17 protein-coding genes and 2 tRNA genes are annotated in these 19,674 nt (G+C 46.4%); all 19 read right to left on the bottom strand.

The annotated features are described in order from the left end of the window. Position 1: 1 nt before the first annotated feature. Entirely contained in the window at positions 2-778 is a 777-nt protein-coding gene (locus tag G9F75_RS19165) for a type III pantothenate kinase (protein WP_007409940.1), read from the bottom strand. A 148-nt stretch (positions 779-926) separates the two neighbouring features. Then, positions 927-2,846: an ATP-dependent zinc metalloprotease FtsH gene (gene ftsH, locus G9F75_RS19160; protein WP_004264608.1), complete on the bottom strand. Its 1,920-nt coding sequence runs from the start codon at positions 2,844-2,846 to the stop codon at positions 927-929. A gap of 97 nt (positions 2,847-2,943) precedes the next feature. Beyond that, positions 2,944-3,483 carry a hypoxanthine phosphoribosyltransferase gene (hpt, locus tag G9F75_RS19155; RefSeq protein ID WP_004264611.1) on the bottom strand — a complete coding sequence of 180 codons (540 nt, stop codon included), beginning with the start codon at positions 3,481-3,483 and terminating at the stop codon, positions 2,944-2,946. Then, entirely contained in the window at positions 3,480-4,898 is a 1,419-nt protein-coding gene (tilS, locus tag G9F75_RS19150; protein ID WP_032864032.1) for a tRNA lysidine(34) synthetase TilS, read from the bottom strand. The genes hpt and tilS overlap by 4 nt, the downstream gene beginning before the upstream one ends. 104 nt (positions 4,899-5,002) lie before the next feature. Next, on the bottom strand, positions 5,003-6,004 hold the full coding sequence (locus tag G9F75_RS19145) for a protein kinase domain-containing protein (protein WP_167409313.1): 1,002 nt from the start codon (positions 6,002-6,004) through the stop codon (positions 5,003-5,005). After that, entirely contained in the window at positions 5,970-6,707 is a 738-nt protein-coding gene (locus tag G9F75_RS19140; protein WP_004264624.1) for a vWA domain-containing protein, read from the bottom strand. The genes G9F75_RS19145 and G9F75_RS19140 overlap by 35 nt, the downstream gene beginning before the upstream one ends. 67 nt (positions 6,708-6,774) lie before the next feature. After that, on the bottom strand, positions 6,775-9,264 hold the full coding sequence (gene spoIIE, locus G9F75_RS19135; protein ID WP_167409312.1) for a stage II sporulation protein E: 2,490 nt from the start codon (positions 9,262-9,264) through the stop codon (positions 6,775-6,777). A gap of 209 nt (positions 9,265-9,473) precedes the next feature. Beyond that, a tRNA-Glu gene (locus G9F75_RS19130) sits at positions 9,474-9,545 on the bottom strand. Positions 9,546-9,554: 9 nt separating this feature from the next. After that, a tRNA-Met gene (locus G9F75_RS19125) sits at positions 9,555-9,631 on the bottom strand. 157 nt (positions 9,632-9,788) lie between these two features. Continuing rightward, positions 9,789-10,175, bottom strand: coding sequence for a S1 domain-containing RNA-binding protein (locus G9F75_RS19120; RefSeq protein WP_004264630.1), 387 nt, complete (start codon positions 10,173-10,175; stop codon positions 9,789-9,791). 80 nt (positions 10,176-10,255) lie between these two features. Continuing rightward, a complete protein-coding gene (divIC, locus tag G9F75_RS19115; protein WP_014416730.1) occupies positions 10,256-10,633 on the bottom strand; it encodes a cell division protein DivIC in 378 nt (125 codons plus the stop codon). Positions 10,634-10,650: 17 nt separating this feature from the next. Next, a complete protein-coding gene (yabQ, locus tag G9F75_RS19110) occupies positions 10,651-11,286 on the bottom strand; it encodes a spore cortex biosynthesis protein YabQ (protein ID WP_025650343.1) in 636 nt (211 codons plus the stop codon). After that, entirely contained in the window at positions 11,283-11,585 is a 303-nt protein-coding gene (gene yabP / locus G9F75_RS19105) for a sporulation protein YabP (protein WP_004264638.1), read from the bottom strand. Before yabP ends, yabQ begins: the two co-directional genes overlap by 4 nt. A gap of 78 nt (positions 11,586-11,663) precedes the next feature. Then, positions 11,664-11,924: an RNA-binding S4 domain-containing protein gene (locus tag G9F75_RS19100; RefSeq protein WP_007409934.1), complete on the bottom strand. Its 261-nt coding sequence runs from the start codon at positions 11,922-11,924 to the stop codon at positions 11,664-11,666. A 1-nt stretch (position 11,925) separates the two neighbouring features. Beyond that, the gene (gene yabN / locus G9F75_RS19095) at positions 11,926-13,401 is read right to left on the bottom strand and encodes a bifunctional methyltransferase/pyrophosphohydrolase YabN (RefSeq protein WP_017419490.1); all 1,476 of its coding nucleotides are present in this window, start codon (positions 13,399-13,401) and stop codon (positions 11,926-11,928) included. Beyond that, positions 13,391-14,971, bottom strand: a complete 1,581-nt coding sequence (locus tag G9F75_RS19090; RefSeq protein ID WP_095061660.1) for a putative polysaccharide biosynthesis protein — start codon at positions 14,969-14,971, stop codon at positions 13,391-13,393. The genes yabN and G9F75_RS19090 overlap by 11 nt, the downstream gene beginning before the upstream one ends. 168 nt (positions 14,972-15,139) lie before the next feature. Then, the gene (gene spoVT / locus G9F75_RS19085; RefSeq protein WP_004264646.1) at positions 15,140-15,676 is read right to left on the bottom strand and encodes a stage V sporulation protein T; all 537 of its coding nucleotides are present in this window, start codon (positions 15,674-15,676) and stop codon (positions 15,140-15,142) included. Positions 15,677-15,812: 136 nt separating this feature from the next. Next, complete coding sequence (gene mfd / locus G9F75_RS19080; protein ID WP_025650339.1) at positions 15,813-19,346, bottom strand: transcription-repair coupling factor; 3,534 nt, start codon at positions 19,344-19,346, stop codon at positions 15,813-15,815. Positions 19,347-19,415: 69 nt separating this feature from the next. Next, on the bottom strand, positions 19,416-19,646 hold the full coding sequence (gene fin / locus G9F75_RS19075) for an anti-sigma-F factor Fin (protein WP_167409311.1): 231 nt from the start codon (positions 19,644-19,646) through the stop codon (positions 19,416-19,418). Between the last annotated feature and the right edge of the window lie 28 nt (positions 19,647-19,674).

Raw genomic sequence — 19,674 nt, 5'->3', positions numbered from 1 at the left:
CCTATACGTGACCCACACGATTTCGCTCATAAATGATTTCCAGCCCTTTCAGAGTGAGAAACGGGTCAACAATATCAATACAGTCTGATTCGTTTGCGATTAATGACGCAAGCCCGCCTGTCGCAATGACTTTCGGTTCCTGTGTTGCCTGCCATTTCATCCGCTTCACTATACCTTCAACTTGTCCGACATAGCCGAAAAGGATGCCGGACTGCATGGCGCTTACCGTGTTTTTGCCGATGATATTGTCCGGACGGGCAATTTCAATTCTCGGAAGCTTCGCCGCACGTGAGTACAGCGCTTCCGTCGAAATCGTAATGCCGGGAGCAATCGCGCCGCCCATGTATTGTTTGTTTTCATCAATGTAGCAATACGTCGTCGCCGTTCCGAAATCAACAACAATTAAGGGGCCGCCATACTGCTGGATCGCCGCAACGGCATTGACGATCCTGTCAGCTCCCACTTCTTTCGGATTGTCATACTTTATATTTAAACCTGTTTTCATTCCCGGGCCGACAACTTGCGGCTCGATGTGAAAGTATTTTGTGCACATTCTTTCTAAAGAGAACATAATCGGCGGCACCACGGATGAGATGATAATCCCTTCAATCTGTTCAAACATGAGTCCGGAATGTTCAAATAAGGAGCGGAGCAGCATGCCGAATTCGTCTTCTGTTTTGTGCCTGCTCGTTTCTATGCGCCAATGATATTCTAATTCCCCATCATGATATACACCAATCACGGTGTTGGTGTTCCCCACATCTATAACCAGTAACAACCTCTATCACCACTTTTGAATAGTTTCTAATCATAACATTTTCAACATTCTACAATACCATACACGATCTGCGGCTCTTTTGTAAACAAAACGGAACCAGTAAAAAAACCGCCGGTATACGCCGGCGGTTTTCATATCAGAAAGCGAACTATTCTTTCGGCTCGTCTTTCTTTTCGTCTTCTGTTTTAGACAGGATGTTTACTTTCACATCGTCTTTTTGAAGATGGTCATCTGAGAAATTGCGCTCAGGGAGTTTTCCGTGATCCACGAGATGCTTGATTTGTTCCGCATCTAATGTTTCCACATCAAGCAATGTCTGAGCAATCAATTCAAGCTTATCGCGATTTTCAGTCAGGATGGTTTTCGCACGCTCATAACATTCTTTAATGATGCGCTGAATTTCCTGATCGATTTCGTAAGCGATCTGATCACTGTAGTTTTGCTCGTTGTTGAAATCCCGGCCCAGGAATACTTGACCGCCTTGAGATTGACCGAACTGAAGCGGTCCGAGTTTTTCTGACATACCGAACTCTGTCACCATTCTTCTGGCAATGTTCGTTGCCCGCTGGAAGTCATTGTGAGCGCCCGTGCTGACTTCGCCGAAGATAATTTCCTCGGCAACGCGTCCGCCCAGAAGACCGACAATTTTATCGAGAAGTTCAGGTTTTGTCTGGAAGTAACGGTCTTCTCTCGGAAGCATGACCGCGTATCCGCCCGCCTGCCCCCTCGGAACGATCGTTACTTTATGAACCATATCGGCTTCATCCAGCACAAGTCCGATAACGGTGTGACCGCCCTCGTGGTACGCCACGATATTGCGTTCTTTTTTCGATATGACGCGGCTCTTCTTCGCAGGGCCCGCAATGACACGGTCCGTCGCTTCATCAATGTCGCGCATATCAATTTTCTTCTTGTTTTGACGGGCAGCAACAAGTGCCGCTTCGTTAAGAAGGTTTTCTAAATCGGCGCCTGAGAAACCGGGTGTTCTTGAAGCGATCGCTTTTAAGTTCACCGTTTCATCAAGCGGTTTGTTTCTCGCATGGACCTGTAATACGGCTTCACGGCCGATGACATCCGGACGGTCTACCGTAATCTGACGGTCAAAACGTCCCGGACGAAGCAATGCAGGGTCGAGAATGTCCGCACGGTTTGTCGCAGCGATAATAATGATTCCTTCATTCGCACTGAAACCGTCCATCTCTACAAGCAGCTGGTTCAGCGTCTGTTCGCGTTCATCATGCCCGCCGCCAAGACCTGCGCCGCGCTGACGTCCCACCGCGTCGATCTCATCAATGAAGATCAGACAAGGCGCATTCTTTTTCGCATTTTCGAATAAATCACGCACACGGGAAGCACCGACACCGACAAACATTTCAACGAAGTCAGATCCGCTGATGCTGAAGAAAGGAACGCCCGCTTCACCGGCTGAGGCTCTCGCAAGCAGCGTCTTACCGGTTCCCGGAGGTCCGACCAACAGCACGCCTTTAGGGATTCTGGCGCCAAGCTCGGCGAATTTGCGAGGATCTTTCAGAAACTCAACAACCTCAACGAGCTCCTGCTTCTCCTCATCCGCGCCGGCTACATCTTTAAACTTCACGCGTTTCTTTTCTTCCGTATACAGCTTCGCTTTGCTCTTTCCGAAGTTCATGACACGGCTGCCGCCGCCCTGAGCCTGATTGAGCAGGAAGAAAAACAGAATAAAGATGATGACAAACGGAATGATCGTCGTTAAGAACGTCACCCACCCGCTTGTTTCCTGTGCGGGATCAACTTTTACGTCCGTCTTTTTAATTGCATCAAATATCTGGTCTGCTCCTTTTCCTTCAGGAACATGTGTTAAAAAGTACTGGTCTTTGTCGTATTTTTTCAGCTGTCCTTTTACCTCATAAACACCTCTGACAGGCTGAACCGATACGCTATCAACTTTCCCCTCATCGAGGTTCTTGATAAACGTACTGTACGACATATTTTCTGTTTTCGGGTTTGAAGTCTGGAAGTAACTCACAACCCCGATTACTACTAATAAAATAAGTAAATAAAAAATGGTATTACGGAAGACCCGATTCATTCCTTACCTCCTCCCACAGTAAGCACAACTATGTTCAATAGTACCATAGAAAATCATTCCAATACAACCGATAACCATCTCGGAAGCAGGCAGCCGATCAGCTTTCATAAATCGCCGGTTTTAATACTCCGATGTAAGGCAGATTGCGATAGCGTTCGGCATAATCAAGTCCGTAACCCACAACAAACGCGTCAGGAACTTCAAAGCCTACGAAGTCTGCTTTAATGTCCGCTTTTCTTCCGCTTGGTTTATCCAACAGGGTAACAATCTTAATTGATTTCGCTTTACGATATCGGAAGAGTTCTACGAGATAGCTCAAGGTTAACCCACTGTCGATAATATCTTCAATGATTAAGATGTCCCGGCCTTCTACAGATGTATCCAAATCTTTGATGATTTTGACTTCTCCGGAAGAAACCGTGGAATTTCCGTAGCTTGATACATCCATGAAGTCCATTTCCAAATATGTATCAATATGCTTTATAAGATCAGCCATAAAAGGAAGCGCTCCCTTTAACACACCGATTGCCAACGGAAACGTGTCGCTGTACTCGCTTGTTAATTGTTCTCCAAGCTGTTTTACTTTCTGCTGGATCTCATCTTCTGAGATCAGCACTTTTTCGATATCCTGTTTCATGTTAATGCTTGCCCCCTACACTTTTCATGCTGTCTATATTGTAATACAATGCGGTCACTGTTTGAAATCACAAGATCGTCAAAGATGGATTTTTTCAAGCCAGGCAGCCAGATAATTTCACCGCTCGCATCCGTTACAATCGGCCATTCGTCCCGATCCCGCAGAGGCAGTTTATGATCAATAAATATATCTTTCACCTTTTTCGAGCCATTCATCCCTTTAAGTTTGATCCGATCGCCGATTTTTCTCGTCCGGATTGTTAAAGGAAATTGCACCTTATTTCTGCTTGTCATAAAAACAGCATTCCCATTTTTGATATGAGGGTCAGCCTGATCGGCCACCTCTATCATAAAGCCGTTGGGGAGAACAGCAGTCTCGCCTTCCGCTCCTTGCAGCTGCAGCTCAAAGGGAACCTTTTCACATTGCCATTGTTCAAATGTAAACAAACATGTCTGATATGATTTGACCACCTTCAGCCCTTTCGGAAAATCAAGCACTCCCGAGGCGCTTCCATTTTCCGCCCATTCGAGAAACTGCTGTATGTGGCGGGCGGAAAACGACGATGGAACGTTTTCATAAAGATAGTTTAATATTAGTTGAACTCCTCTTCTTTGTAAAGGTATCGGAAGGGCAAGCAATTGAGAGGAATTGACTTCAACCGATGTGTCAGACTTGCTTGTAATAACCTTATTCATTCGTTCTTTCGTTAATGACTGCAGGTATTGTTCGTCTTCTGTCAGTGCTTCACTCACCTTTTGAAACATTTTATGAACGTCAGGTGATTCTTGTTTTAAAAAAGGAAGCACGGTCTTTCTGAATCTGTTTCTTGTATAATCGTCTTTTGCATTGCTCTCATCCGTTCTGTAGCTGAGCCCTTCTTGACGGCAGTATTCAAGGATTTCATCCTTTGCCGTATAGAGGAAAGGCCTGATCAGCCAGCCGGATGCAAATTCGCGGACGGGCTGCATTCCCGCAAGCCCTGCCCCGAGCGTACCTTTCGCAAGCCTCATGAGCATTGTCTCAACCTGGTCATCGCCGTGATGAGCCAGCGCCAAAAACTTCGCTTGGTGTTTTGTCATCAGATCTTCGAAAAACTGATATCTGCAATCACGCGCGGCAGCCTGCTTGTTCAGCTTATTCTTCTTTGCGTATGCAGAAACATCAATCTGTACCGTTTCACAGAGGATGTGTTCAGCCTCGCAATATGACTGCACAAACTTCATATCTTCTTCAGATTCAGGACCCCTGAACTGATGGTCGACATGCGCCGCTATGATAACGGAGGAATGCCCGAAGTGCTTATTCAGCATACTGAGAAGCGCCATTGAATCAGGGCCTCCGGAGACCCCGGCAATAATCGTTTCTCCCTCCGCCTGAAGATGATATGTTTTGAAAAAATCTTCCACGCTTTTCACAATGTCCCCCTCACAATGAGCAGGTTTTTTAAAGATATACATATCCTATCACTTTCATTCCCTCCAAGCAAAGAAGAAGCATGAGCGCAGGCGTCCGGCCGGCACTAGATGAGAAAAAAGACGATGTAAGCGAAATAAAGGGCGAGAACGCTGATTAAAATAAGTGTTGTTTCAAACAAACCATTGTGCTTTGCGGGTTTTTGTTTAGGTTTATACCGCGTCTGAGATACAGTGCCCTGCCGCGGTTTTGAATGCGGCGGCTTAGGCTTGGCGGCGGCTTTCCTTTTGCTCCCGGCGCTCTGGCCCGCTGTCAGGATGTCATGCTTCATGGCTTCCGCAGACGGATATTGACCGTATAAAGCAGAAAACAGAACCTTCTTATACTTATTCAGAAACGGGTGGCCTTCAATGATAGAACGAAGCTGTTCTTTCGGCTGTCCTGACTTTTTGCACTCTTTCTTCTGGACACAGTGGATCATGATCATTGCGACAGCAAACAGGTCATAGGATGGTTCTGCTTTTCTTGTTCCATACCCCCAATAGCCCCTGTCGTAAAACTCCGTATACTCTTTAATCGCGCGGCCCTGTTTTGTCGTTCCCCCTACATCAATGCAGCGAATGGCAGCCGGTGGTCCGGTTACAATGAGATTGTCCGGTTTGAGGTCGCCAAAAACCCATCCTTGCTGATGAAGGACTGACAGGCTGGAAAGAAGCTGAACCATCAGCACCGGAATCCACTCCGCTCCCTTACTGCTGATATATTGCGGAAGAAGCGGCCCTTCTATGTACTCCATCACGTAAAAAGAGACATTTTTATTCAGCTGCGGTATAAACGCATCGTCCGCATCAAAAAAAGAAGGCCCCATCGTTTGCGACCGGGCCTTTGAAAAGGATTTTAAGACATTCACTTCAGAGGTAACAGACATGCTGTCGCTGCTTATTTTCAAAGCGACCTGTCCGCCTGATGCTTCTGCCAGATATACAATACCGTTAGCCCCTTTTCCAAGCTGTTTGAGCAATCTGTAGGATTTGCCGTTCCATTTGCCCTGAATTGCCGTCCCCGGTGCCAGACTACATGCCAAACTCGTTAAAGCGTCGTTCATCATCTGCCAACATGCTCCTTCTTGAGCGGATTCTCTCAAACTGCTGCGTCGCTTCCCGGATAGCGGGGCCCGTAGGGGTGATACCGCCGGTCGACAGCTTCGCAAAGAGTGCAGAAAGGGATTCAAGCTTCGGCGTCCAATTCAGTACAAGCTCAACTTCCTGGCTTTTCCCGGGAAATATACACATTGCAAATTCATTTTGTCCGGCCCGGGAATTTAAACTGATGGAAAGATCGATCAGCGCTTCTTTCACCGTCGGCAGTTTCGGCGCCATACTCGCACTCGTATCAACCAGCACAAGCACTTGCAGATGAACCGTTTCGCCGAGTTCATCAACAACTTCCATCACTTCGCCGCGTTTTTCAGGAGAAAGCTCTTCCATTTCAACGTTTTTTCCTAAAATTTGTTTAAGCTCTTGATTGACGACGCCTTGCAGCGTCTGGGTCATTGCTTTTTTCGTCACCATTTGAACCGTCTGAGACAATTGTGACGCATACACAACTTGATGGACGCCGCCTCCGGCCATGGCGATGCCTTCAACTTCCTTCATTGCCTCTTGGTCAATCGCATTTTCTTCCATAATTCCTATAACATTCACCGTAATCCCCTGCTCCTTGGCGAAAGCCGCCATTGCGATCGGGTCTTCACCATGATTGGAGCAGCCATCTGTAATCAGCAGAACTTGATTTAAATGTCCCTTATTCACATACATTCCTCCCGGTGATACGATTAGTCCCATCTTCGCCAGAAGGAAAGTGATTTATACGAAAGGATTAAGAAATCTCCTTTTTATTTTGGAAAACCGCCGGCACCGGGATGGAAGCCCATTTCGGCGTGTTGTGATCAATCCGGACAACAACCACCGTCATATCGTCTTCGATTTGGCCGGAACGCGTTCTGATGACCTCTTCCATTAATATATCAGCGATTTCCTGCGGATCTTCGGTTTTCAGCCCTTTCATTTTCCGTTTCATCCACAGGTCGTGGTTTTCAACGTGCTTCGGCCCTTCAAAAATACCGTCACTCATCATGACGAGCAGATCTCCCGCTTTTAACTGTTCACTTACAACCTCTACATCAAATTCATTGATGATGCCGATCGGCAGATTGCTGGCCTGCACTTTCATGACTTGATCTCCCCGCTTGATAAAACTCGGCGTTGAACCGACCTTCAAGAATTTGCAGCTTGCATCCTGAAGATCAATGATAGAAAGATCGAGAGTTGAGTAGATTTCGTCTGTCGTCCGTAAAGACAGAATACTGTTGATCGTTTTGATCGCTATTTTTTCATCAATACCTGATTCGAGAATTTTTTCGAGCAGCTTAATCGTTTCATTGCTCTCATAATGGGCCCTCGCCCCATTGCCCATGCCGTCACTGATCGCGGCCGCATACTTTCTCGCCCCCAGTTCCATCATGCTGTAGCTGTCGCCGGAGACAAGGCCGCCGCCTTTTGCCGCATGAGCCGCGCCTGTCGATACCCGGTACGACTTGGTCGAACCGAACGCGACATGGCTGTAGCCATTCGGATGAGTCGAGTGCTGTTCGCTTTTGACAAGTATCTGCTCCTCAAGAATGTCAGACAGCATCGGGGCGATAATTTTCTCACTCTCGCCGTGTCCTCCGCTGAACGGGATTGTCATTTCGATATCAATATTGCCCTGCTCCAAGCTGTATATCTCGACATGCTGAATCTCGATTCCGAAATGCTGAAGCGCCTCTATCATTTGTTCTTCTTGAATAAAATGCTGCTCCCTCTCCCGTTTTATTTCCCGAGAAAAGTCCGCCATGACCACAGAAACCCCCAACAGCTGCTCGGCAACAAGCCTTCTGCTGTCCTGAACTTTTCTCTTCAGTGTCAGATGGGCGTGATGGTGGGCAAGTTCGTCCTCAATCAGCTCTTCCACCTGTCTGGATTTGGAGCAGTGTTGTTGAAACTCCTTTTTTAATCTGCGGTTTGAGGCATACTGTTTTTCTTCTGTTTCATGCATAACCTGTTTCATTAAGTCATATGTTTTATCAAAGTTTTGAACCCAGCATTTGCTTTTCTTATAGCAGGATTGGCAGGAATGCTCGGTGATTTTGCTTAAAAAGAGATCCACTTCCCCTTCTTCCGCCTGCTCATCAGAAGACGTCTGATGAAAGGTGGCGAAGCTCTCCGACAAGGCATGAAACACATTGGAGAACTGGTCTACTTTCTGGGCGGTGACATCTCTGATTTTCCTTGCGTACTGCTGCTGTTCCTGACTGTGCTCAGCAGTGCCCGGTATGTATCGCGCCACCTTTTTCGTAATCGATTGGGGCGTAATCAAAAACAAAACAACGGCAATCAAAGATTCATAAAGAGTGGTCATTAATCCGGCAGATCCTTCTCCATATAATGAAATCAGCAGTGAGCCGATCACTAATCCGACTGCGGCGCCGGCTTTCTTTCCTTCTTTCAGCAGCCCGCCAAGAAGCCCGGAAAACGCAAGCAGACTCATTTGATAGAGATTCCCGATATTCGCAAGCCCGAGGATCAGTCCGGTCACAACACCAACCGTACAGCCGATGCTTGCCCCGCCGACAAAGGAAAAACTCAGCACGACATAGCGGGCCAGGATATGTTCAGCCTGCATTCCCTGAAATGAAACACCGGCAAGCCCGGTTAAAACGGATGCGATCAAGATCATAAAACAGATGATTTCTTCTATTTTTAACGATTGCTTCACTTTTTTGATCGTGAAGATCGGCAGGCTTTGTAAAAAGATCAGCGTCAAAATAAAGGCCAGGCCCGCCTCGACAACAGCCATCACATAATCATAGGTGGTAAAAGCGCCGCTTTCAACATAAACAAATCCGATTCTCGCGGCAGCCATAGAGAAAAACACCACGATCGGCAGCATCTTCACCCGGTCCTGCACGATATATGTACCGATTTTTGAAAATAGAGTGAAGACGGCCAAAGCTGTGAGAATCAATAAAGAGTGTTTCGGCGAAATGGTTAAAGCGCCCGCAAGTAAAGACAGACAAGCATAGAAGGCTTTATCTCTTCTGATCAACAGCATCGCTCCGAAAAACGGCAGCGCAAACGGAAGAACCTCAGATAATATGAAAGCCCGTCCAAGTAAAAAACCGATCACGACATAAATGAACCCCTTATAGAAAAAAAGTGAATGCGCTTGATGGACTGTAAGCTTTGCCGCCTTTTCAAAAAACGATTGCAGTTTTTCCAGAGCTTGTCCCGCCATCGGCCCGTTCACTCTTCTTTCCGCTTTTTCCATTGCTCTCATCCCCCACCTGTTTTATTCGTTGCTTGTCATTATAAATGAAAACACAGATAGGATTTTGTCAAAAGAAGGTAACAATTCCAAAGAACTCTTCGACGCTTTCTCCCTTGTTCCCCTTTCCTTTCGTATTTCCTCCGACATTTCTCAAAAAGTTGTCTAAATATGAAAAAATCGGCTTCTGCAACAGAAGCCGATTCGCTTGATGACCCGTACGGGATTCGAACCCGTGTTACCGCCGTGAAAGGGCGGTGTCTTAACCGCTTGACCAACGGGCCGGATATATATGGTAGCGGCGGAGGGGATCGAACCCCCGACCTCACGGGTATGAACCGTACGCTCTAGCCAGCTGAGCTACACCGCCATATAGGTGCTTATAAGCACAAGTTATATAATACAAAGGTTTCTTCATCTCGTCAACAGAAACTTTAAAGTTTTAATTTTCTGACTATACGGACGCATACAAAAAAAGCACCCGCTGGGATAGACGGATGCTCCATGTATTTATAGAAAGCAGCAAGTTATCCTCTTCTTGCTCCGCGCCCTCCACGTTTTGATTCCGTGTTTCGTTTTAAAGATGATAAGCGGTCTTCGCTATCTTTAAGAAACTTGTTCATTTTCTGTTCAAAAGATTCTTTCGGACGGAAATCATTTCTAGGTCTGGCTTGCGGACGGTCTTTAGCTTTTTTAATTGATAAACCAATTTTCCCGTCTTTTTCAACGTTGATGACTTTCACTTCAACTTGATCGCCGACTTTTAAATGCTCGTTAATGTCTTTTACATAATTATCGGCTACCTCACTGATATGAACGAGACCGGTTGAGCCTCCAGGCAATTCAACAAATGCTCCGAAATTTGTAATACCTGTTATTTTCCCTTGCAACTTGCTGCCAACTTCAATCGACATAAAAAAAGTGCTCCTCCTTAGGCTTATAAAAAGATCGTTTGTTTAATTATACCTAAATAAAAATTTAAGTGTCAACAAGGCTACTTGCTCTTCTTCTCTACATTAAAGAGAATCTCACCATTTCCTGACATAAACAAGTCTCTTCTGGCAAGCTCTGTGACGTAATCCTCATCCTTTAATTTGGAAATTTCATCTTTTAAATCAGCCTGTTTCGCGTTCAATTTTTTCACTTGTTTTTCCAGCTGAGCTTTCTTTTCTTCGTTTGCGCTAAGGGAAGAGGTCTGTGACCACAGAGAACCCGCTAAGACAATAGCCGTCAACAACACAAGGGCGCCGAATACGATCAACCGTCTGAAAAGCCCTTTCCGCCTTCTTTTCATAAGCTGGGATTGCCGTTCAACCTGCTCTTTATAGTCGTTTTGAATTTCAGTTATTGTACGTTCTCTAGATAGATTCAAACCAGACGGTCCTCCTTTCACCTTTTCAAAATACGTATCATGGTCGATCTGATTGTTATGATTAGTTTCTTGCTCTTTTGTGAAAATCCTGCACTTTTTTGAAAATATCGTTTGAAAGTAAGACGCCATTTTTCAGGAAGAAGTTTCAATAATTGTTTCAACAGGAAGAACAGCGGATACAGCAAAAACGCTACGATCTTAAAAAGACACTTCGCAAAAAAGGCACTCACCCGATAGGAGTATAAAGAAATAACCGTGATCAGCCCGATGAGCAGCTTAAAGAGCAGAAGCACCGGACGGAACAGCACGTGCTGAATGAGCTTTTTTGCGAATTGGTAAAGAGACACCGCAAGATGAATGGAAAATTTCAGTATTTTTATATACATTCGTTTAAACAGGCTTTGGTACGTCGCAATACCCAGTAAGACAGCCAAGAAAATGTATACCCTGAGTTCTCCTTCATTCACGTTGAGCAGCACATAGAAAAACATCAGACCTTGTACAATCCAAAAGAGAATGTCATGAATGAATAACAGCCATCTGGCCGTTTTGGCGCGGCTGACAAACAGCCTGTATGTATCAAGCGACGCTCCGAGCCAGGCGCCCATACCGGTCATTGCCAGCATCGTATAAAATTGGGTCGTCAGTGTCATTTAAACAACTTGCTAAAAAACCCTTTAGCTTTATCCCCTTGCTGCTCGTCTAAATATACAAGGTCAAACACCCTGCCTTTTATAGATACAATCCCTTTTTCCACATCAAGGTTTTTCATCTGCAGGTTCTCGCCTCTGACGGAAAGCATTCCCATAACTGTTTCCAGCAAAAACTCTTCGTTGTCAAAACTTTCCACGTGCTTGACGCCCGAAATGTCTAAATGCTTTCTCCCTTTCATCGTTACATCATGCTGTTCCGGAACAGAAGAAGAACCTTTTTGCTCATAATATGAATTCATCTATTCAGCCCCCATATCCTCGATACTTTTAGCATTATTACTGCATTGTATGAGGCGGGAGCCTTGTTTAGAACAAGCCTATTCGCCGAGTTTTTCTTCTTTGACGATTGTATACATGCCCGCGGCTTCTTCTTTTTTCGTTGTTTCTTTCAATTCGTTTACCTTCACGGTGACAAGCTTCTGGCCGAAGCGGACCGTCAGTTCATCACCGGCTTTTACGTCTGAGCTGGCTTTCGCCTGATTCCCGTTAACGGTGATTCTCCCTTGATCGGCGACCTCTTTCGCCAATGTGCGGCGTTTAATTAATCTGGATACTTTTAAAAACTTATCAAGTCTCATATCAGAATCTCCTCTCCATTTCTTTTGCTTCATCCCACAATTTGTCCATTTCTTCAAGTGACATTGCGGTCAATTCAAGTCCCTTTGCTGCCGCTTCTTTCTCAATATAAGCAAAGCGTCTGCGGAATTTGTCATTTGTCATGGCGAGCGCTTCCTCAGGCTCAATTTTATAGTATCGGCCGATATTGACCAATGCAAATAAAACATCGCCGAATTCAGCTTTTAAGCTGATTTCATCTGCTGATTCGGCGGAAGCCTCTGCAGAAAATTCCTTTAGCTCTTCATTTACTTTATCCCATATATCCTGAACGTCATCCCAGTCAAAGCCGGTTTTTGCGGCTTTTTTCTGAAGCTTGGCCGCTTTTGCAAGAGAAGGCAGTGTTTTCGGCACGGCATCCAGCAATGAAGAGGATGTTGTTTGCTTTTCCGTCTTTTTGATTTCTTCCCAGTTGGCGACGACATCATGTTCATCCTGAACCTTAACATCCTTAAACACGTGCGGGTGCCGTCTGACCATCTTCGCACTGATGTCTCTGATGACATCATCAATTGAGAAATACCCCTCGTCTTCTCCGATCTGGGCGTGCAGCATAACCTGAAGCATGACGTCCCCGAGTTCTTCTATCATGTGATCCGTGTCCTCTTCGTCAATGGCCTCAAGCAGTTCGTAGCATTCCTCAATCATATATTTCTTTAATGACTGGTGTGTCTGCTTTTGATCCCACGGACAGCCGTTCGGCCCGCGAAGCTCGCGAATAATACTTCGGAATGCAGAAAATTCCTGGTAAAGGAGTTCTTCTTTTTTAATCGGCGGAACATACACGCTTGTTAAGTTATTTATTTCTACATTGCGGTCAAGTTCAAACAAAGGCACCTTGGTCATCTTTTCTCCCTTGCTTCCGGCTGCCGTGACGATGACCACTTCATAATCGTCAGGCAATTTCTCCATAAGCGTCAGCTTTACCTCAGAGGCCGTCATCTGGTCATAAACCTGGCAAATGATCAGGTGATGGCGGAGTTCGAGCTCATCCGGCGTCATTGTTTGCGCATCCGTAAATTGAAACCCTTCAATCGGATCAATTCGCAATGCATTAAAAGTGGCATCCAGAAAGCTTTGCCCTCCGGCAGTATGAACAGCTATCTGTTGTTCTTCCCGGCGTTCAAATAACAGCTGAACGGTTTTCTCAGCGACAAACGGATGCCCGGGTACAGCGTAGACGATATCCTCTTGCTTCGCTTTTTCAAACAGAATGTCCGCGATCTCTTCATAGACCGCTTCAAACTGATCATGTTTTTCATAAATATCATCAAAATACCGGATGTCCGCTTCCGTCTCTTGCTCTAATTCCGGAATCAAAGGGTGGTCTTTCGTTCTTATATATAAATGCTTCGCCTGAGTCAGCAGCTTATGTACGCCCACTGTCAACTGATCCATGTCTCCGGCGCCGAGGCCGACGACCGTAATGTTACCTGCCATGTTTTTCTCTCCTCTTTTTCAATTTGCTTAAAGCACTGCCGAAAGGAAGGCCGCTCAGCTCTTCGTCCGTGAAAATCTTCATTCTTATCATACAATAAATAAACAATAGCCCTCCGATGACTGACGCAGACAGACTCTCACATACAGCTCCGGCCCTGCTGACAGGAACAAATAACTGCCAAAGCTTCATATATACGAGCAGAAAGAAGACCATCAGCAGGCTGCACCAGCATAGACGGGCAATCACGCCGCCGATATTCGTCAGCCAGCCCTTCGACCAAATTCTCCGGAGATTCAGGCACGCAACTGCGGCAAATGCCAAGACGGTCGCCAGTGCCGCTCCTGTAATACCCCAGCCGGGGACCAGCCAAACATTCAGCACCCATTTCAGCGCCCCTCCCGCCAAAACGGATACGGCGGGGAAAACGGTATGTCCCGCTCCTTGCAGAATCGCGGCTGCCGTAAGCGCAATCGAGGCAAAAAAGATAGATAAGCTGAATATTTGTAAGGTCTGCGTCCCCTCACTGTTTTGGAAAAGCATGATATTCACCGGCTCTAAAATGCAAAAAAGCCCGGCTGATGCACCGATCCCTACCGCAAGGCAGAGCTTGACGGCTGATGTCGCTTTCTCTTTTATGATAAACGGCTTATTCTCATGCACCGCTTTTGAAATTGAAGGAACCAATGACGCGGCGATACTGACGGCAAACACGGTTCCCAGCTGAAGGAGCGGCTGTCCGCGGTCATATATGCCTTTCAGCTGTTTCGCGGCATGGCTCTCCGTCCCGTCTGAAAGCAGTGAATATAAGTTTAAGGCGTCTACAAGCTGAAGCAAAAGCATAAGTACACTGCTGATACAGATGGTGACTGAATAAAGCAGCAGCTTTTTTATAATGACGGCCGTTTCGATATGTCCGCCGTCCTTCTTTGTTTCTTCCCGCTTATACCAGAAAACAGCCAATACACAAAGGGCTGCCAAGCTTCCGGCAATTGATCCCGAGGCCGCCCCCGCACCCGCCGCGTATAATGAACGGCCGTTTTTCAAAAGCCAGAAGGATAAACCGAGAAGCACCGCCACGCGAAGAAGCTGTTCCGTAATCTGGGATAAGGCTGACGGCATCATATCATGCACGCCTTGGAAATACCCCCTGAAAACCGCCGTAAACGGAAACAGTATGAAAGCGAACGCCGCGACCCTTATCAGCATCACAAGGCGGGCGTCACCCATAAAACCGGCCAACGGCGCCGCGCCGGCATACATGAGCGCAAACAGAACAAGTCCGGCCGCCGTGACATAAAGGGCGGAAATTTTCATTATTTTTTGTTTATGATCGCTATAATCGTTCATTAATTTAGAGATGATTACCGGAAAACCGGATGTTGACAGCATGACCGCGATCCCTAAAAACGGGTACACCTGCTGATAAATGTAAAATCCGACGTCACCGACAATATTCTGAAAAGGAACCCTGTACACGGCGCTTAATATCTTCGTCACGATGCCCGCAACGACGAGCACAAAAGCACCTTTCCATGCCGATTGCCGCTTGGCGCCAACTGAATCGTTCATCCAAAAGCTCCTTCCAGCCGCTAGAAAATTACGTCTATAAAACGAGCTTATTATATCACAATCCTAACGGCCGAACCGATAGAGAGCACATATGAATATGAAAAAGAACAGCACTTGTATAAGAGCTGCTCTTTCTCCGTTTTCTTATTTCAATAATGGTAATAAGACCTACTGCTCCATTTGTCTCGCCAAAAAACTGGCTGCCGTTTCTACCGCTTTATGTTCTACTTCTCCAAGCGCCTGTTCCTTGGAAAAGATGACCACGGCGCCGATAGGATCGCCATTTGCCACGATCGGGGCTATTGTATAGGAGCTCATATCTTCATCAATGTCATTAACAAGCTGCGCGGACTTCACGTCGTTTTCTACCACTGAGCTGCGCTGATCCATCGTTTTTTCGAGCAAATCGCTGATGGCTTTGTTCAGAAATTCTTTTTTCGAACTGCCTGAAACGGCAATATACGCGTCACGGTCGCAAATCAAGACGGAATGGCCGAGACTGTCATACAATGCATCTGCATATTCCTTCGCAAAATCGCCAAGCTCACTGATAGGAGAATATTTTTTCAATATAACTTCTCCGTCGCGGTCAACGAATATTTCAAGCGGGTCTCCTTCCCTGATTCGCAGTGTTCTCCGAATTTCTTTAGGAATGACGACCCGTCCTAGATCATCAATACGACGTACGATACCTGTAGCTTTCATCTCTCTGGTGCCTCTCTTTCATGTGATGATATTTAAGGGAAAGTACTAAAGCTCTTTACTTTATGTAGCTTCCGCCACTCGCTTGAAATTAGTATCCGTCACATCAAATGTAATATACACCAGAGAGTAACAATTTTTATGAGGACGCGATTGTTTCTTTCTTCACATCCTGAAGGCCTTTCAGCATGCCGAGCACGGTCTCCAGCCACTCTTCCGTTTTGCGGCCTTTCGTCTGTACTGAGATTTTCAGCTTTTTCCCTTCCATTCCCAGTCCGATCTGCCGGCCGTATTTATTGCCGAGTTCGAACAATTTCTGGCCGTCAATCTGTGCGCTGGCCTCTTCAGAAATGGTAAATCTGATCGCGTCTTTATCCTGCTTGATGAGTTCGACGCGTTCATATTTTCCATATACCTTCATCTCAGCAACCGTAAACAGCCATTCAACCTCTTTAGGGTAGCTGCCGAACCTGTCGATGATTTCATCTTGAAGCTCATTTTTCTCCTCAATTGTGGCGATCGACCTGAACCGTTTGTACATGTCGATTTTTTGCTTGCCGTCTTGTATATAGTTTTCAGGAATATACGCGTCTAGCTCGATATCGATTTCTGTCTCAAACTGTTCGCTTTTCGGAATATCGCCTTTCCGCTCTTCAATCGCTTCCTTGAGCATTTGCGAGTACAGGTCAAAACCGACTGAGTCAATAAAGCCGTGCTGCTGGGCGCCGAGAAGGTTCCCCGCTCCCCTGATCGTCAAGTCACGCATGGCGATTTTAAAGCCAGATCCCAGCTCGGTAAATTCTTTAATCGCCTGCAGCCGTTTTTCCGCCACCTCAGTGAGCACTTTGTCTCTGCGGTACGTAAAATACGCGTAAGCGACGCGGTTGGAACGGCCGACCCGTCCTCTCAGCTGATACAGCTGAGACAGCCCCATTTTGTCTCCGTCGAACACAATCAAGGTATTGACATTCGGTATATCTACGCCTGTCTCAATAATAGTCGTGCTGACAAGGACGTCTGATTCCCCTTCCAGAAAATTGAGCATGACGCTTTCCAATTCATTTTCAGTCATTTTTCCGTGGGCATATGCCACTTTCGCATCGGGAACAAGCATGGAAATTTCATCAGCCTTCCGCTCGATGTCATCCACGCGGTTGTACAAGAAATATACCTGTCCTCCGCGCGCCAGTTCTCTTTCGATGGCTTCCCGCACAAGCGCGCCATTGTATTCCACGACATATGTCTGAACAGGGAAACGGTTTTCCGGCGGCGTTTCAATAACAGATAAGTCCCGCACACCGAGCATGGACATATGAAGCGTACGCGGTATCGGCGTCGCTGTAAGAGTCAGCACATCGACATTGGCTTTGATCTGTTTGATTTTTTCCTTATGCGTTACGCCAAAGCGCTGCTCTTCATCAATGATGAGCAAGCCGAGATCTTTATAGACGACGTCTTTAGATAAGAGCCTGTGGGTTCCGATTACGATGTCTACCGTTCCGTTTTTCAGGCCTTTAATCGTTTCATTGGATTCTTTTCTCGTTCTGAATCGGCTGAGAAGACCGATGTTAATCGGATAGTCCTGAAAACGCTCCATAATGGTTTCATAATGCTGCTGCGCGAGTATTGTCGTCGGCACAAGAAGCGCGACCTGCTTTCCGTCTGCGATCGCTTTAAAAGCCGCTCGGATGGCTACCTCCGTCTTCCCGTAACCGACATCACCGCAAAGCAAACGGTCCATCGGGCGCTCTCTTTCCATGTCCTTTTTAATCTCCTGAATGGAACGGAGCTGGTCCTCTGTTTCCTGATAAGGGAAAGCAGATTCGAACTGCCGCTGCATTTCATGATCCGGCGAGAACGCATAGCCTTTGCTTGCTTCCCGTTCCGCATAAAGCTTAATCAGATCATCGGCAATATCCTGAACGGAGTTTTCAACTTTTTTCTTCACCCGTTTCCATTCACTGCCGCCCAGTTTATAAAGCTTCGGTTCTTTTCCTTCAGAGCCGACGTACTTCTGCACCTGGTCGATTTGTTCTACAGGGACGTACAGCTTATCGCTGCCCTGATAATGAATGTTGAGGTAATCTTTATGAATGCCTTTGATTTCTAGTGTTTCGATCCCCAAATACTTACCGATCCCGTGGTTGACGTGGACGACATAGTCACCGACCTGAAGCTCGGAATAGCTTTTGATCCGTTCGGCATTTGTCAGCTTCTGCTTTCTCGGCTTTTTCTTAATTCGGTTTTTGAACAGCTCTTCCTCCGTAATGACGGCCAGCTTCATCAGCGGCAGTTCAAAACCGGATTGCAGCTCGCCTTCCATGACATAGACCTGTCCTTGCACAAGCGCTTTGGAGCTGTCCGTTTTTGCGGCTTCAATTTCGTAATCAGCCAGCACGGATGCCAATCTGTCGGTTCTGTCCTTATTCGCGCCTAAAAAGACGACGGTGAAGTTTGATTTCTTAAAGCGCTCCATTTCACCTGCAAGCACATTCATCTGCCCGTGAAAACTCTGCATCTGCCTGCTTGTCACATTCACGATATTCTGAGGGCTTGTATGCTGGACATGACGCAAAAATAATGAATAATAAATAGCCGGGCGCCGCTTTTCGCTCATAAGCTCCTGAAAGCTGAAGGATAAATGAATGTCGTGCAGAATTTTCCCTTCCTCGAGCAGACTTGTCGTAAATTCGGCCTCTTCTTTTTGCAGCTGATCCTCCATTTCATGAATGCGGCTGACCTCGTCTAACAGTAACAACGTGTCTGCCGGTGTATAATCTAGCAAACTAGCAGGCTTTTCGTAAAAGTACGAGAGATACTTCACAAGTTCCTGATCAGTCTGTCCCGTTGATAACCGTTCTTTATCATGTGAGATATTGATATGAAGCATTTCCTTTTGTTTGTCCTGCTTCAGCTTTTTCAGACTGTCGGCAAGCCCTTTATCGAGCCTTTCCATCGCACGGGCTTTTTCTTCCGCCCTGATGATCAATTCCTTCGCCGGTCCTATCGCCACATGTTTGAGCGTCTCAATTGATCTCTGGTCATCAGAATTGAAGCTTCTGATGGAATCGACCTCCGTATCAAACAGTTCAATTCGCACCGGATGCTCCGACGTCAGCGGATAAATGTCGATAATTCCGCCGCGAATACTGAATTCACCGGGTGCAGAAACCATATCGGAACGCTCATACCCCACCTCTACAAGGCGCGCGGACAGCTGATCCGGTTCTATTTCGTCTCCGAGTGAAATGACGAGCTGGCTGCTTTTCCACAGCTCCTTCGGCGGAAGCATTCTTCTCACTGCCGCAACGGGCGCCACAACGACCGGCGCTTCTCCGTTTGTTAATCTATTAATGACATCAAGCCGCTGAGCGCGCAGTTCAGGGCTCGCTACCGCAATTTCTGAAGAAATCAATTCATTTACGGGGTATAAAAAAACAGATTGATCCCCGAGAAGCGCCGTCAGATCTTCCGTCACTTTTTGGGCCTGATATAAATTATGGGTGATAAAGAAAATCGGCCTTTTCGTTTCCTGTGCAAGGGCGGAGGTAAAAACAGAACGCGCGGAACCTGACAGACCCGCAAGCAGCTGTTCCTTCAGCCCCTCATGTAAACCGTTGACAATGGATTTAAAATCATCGCTTTCTTTAATAAAGGTTTGAATGTTGTCCATATGGGCCCTCCTCTCTATTTTCTGCAAGAACAGAAAAACGCTTTGGTCTAGAATCTACACCAAAGCTTCTTATTGAATAAATGTGTTGTGTTCATGGTAGTGCGGATTGCGTTCCAGCGCCTCTTGGCAGTCTTCACAAATTGTAAGAACATGGACATCTCCATTGTCTTTATATGAAATCATATTGTTTCTTTCCTCATTTGTTAAGTGCTGAAATCCAAGTGACTGTGTCGGCACCGTCGAATATTCCAGGCTCCCTACCTTAAAGCCGCAGTGGCGGCAGAAATAATGCAAAGCCATACGTTGGACCTCCTGATGTGAAAAAATC

This window comes from Bacillus sp. EKM208B (genome assembly GCF_011800725.1).
GTDB lineage: Bacteria > Bacillota > Bacilli > Bacillales > Bacillaceae > Bacillus > Bacillus velezensis.
Note: the sequence above shows the minus strand (reverse complement) of the source record. Positions and strands in the feature narration are given on the sequence as shown.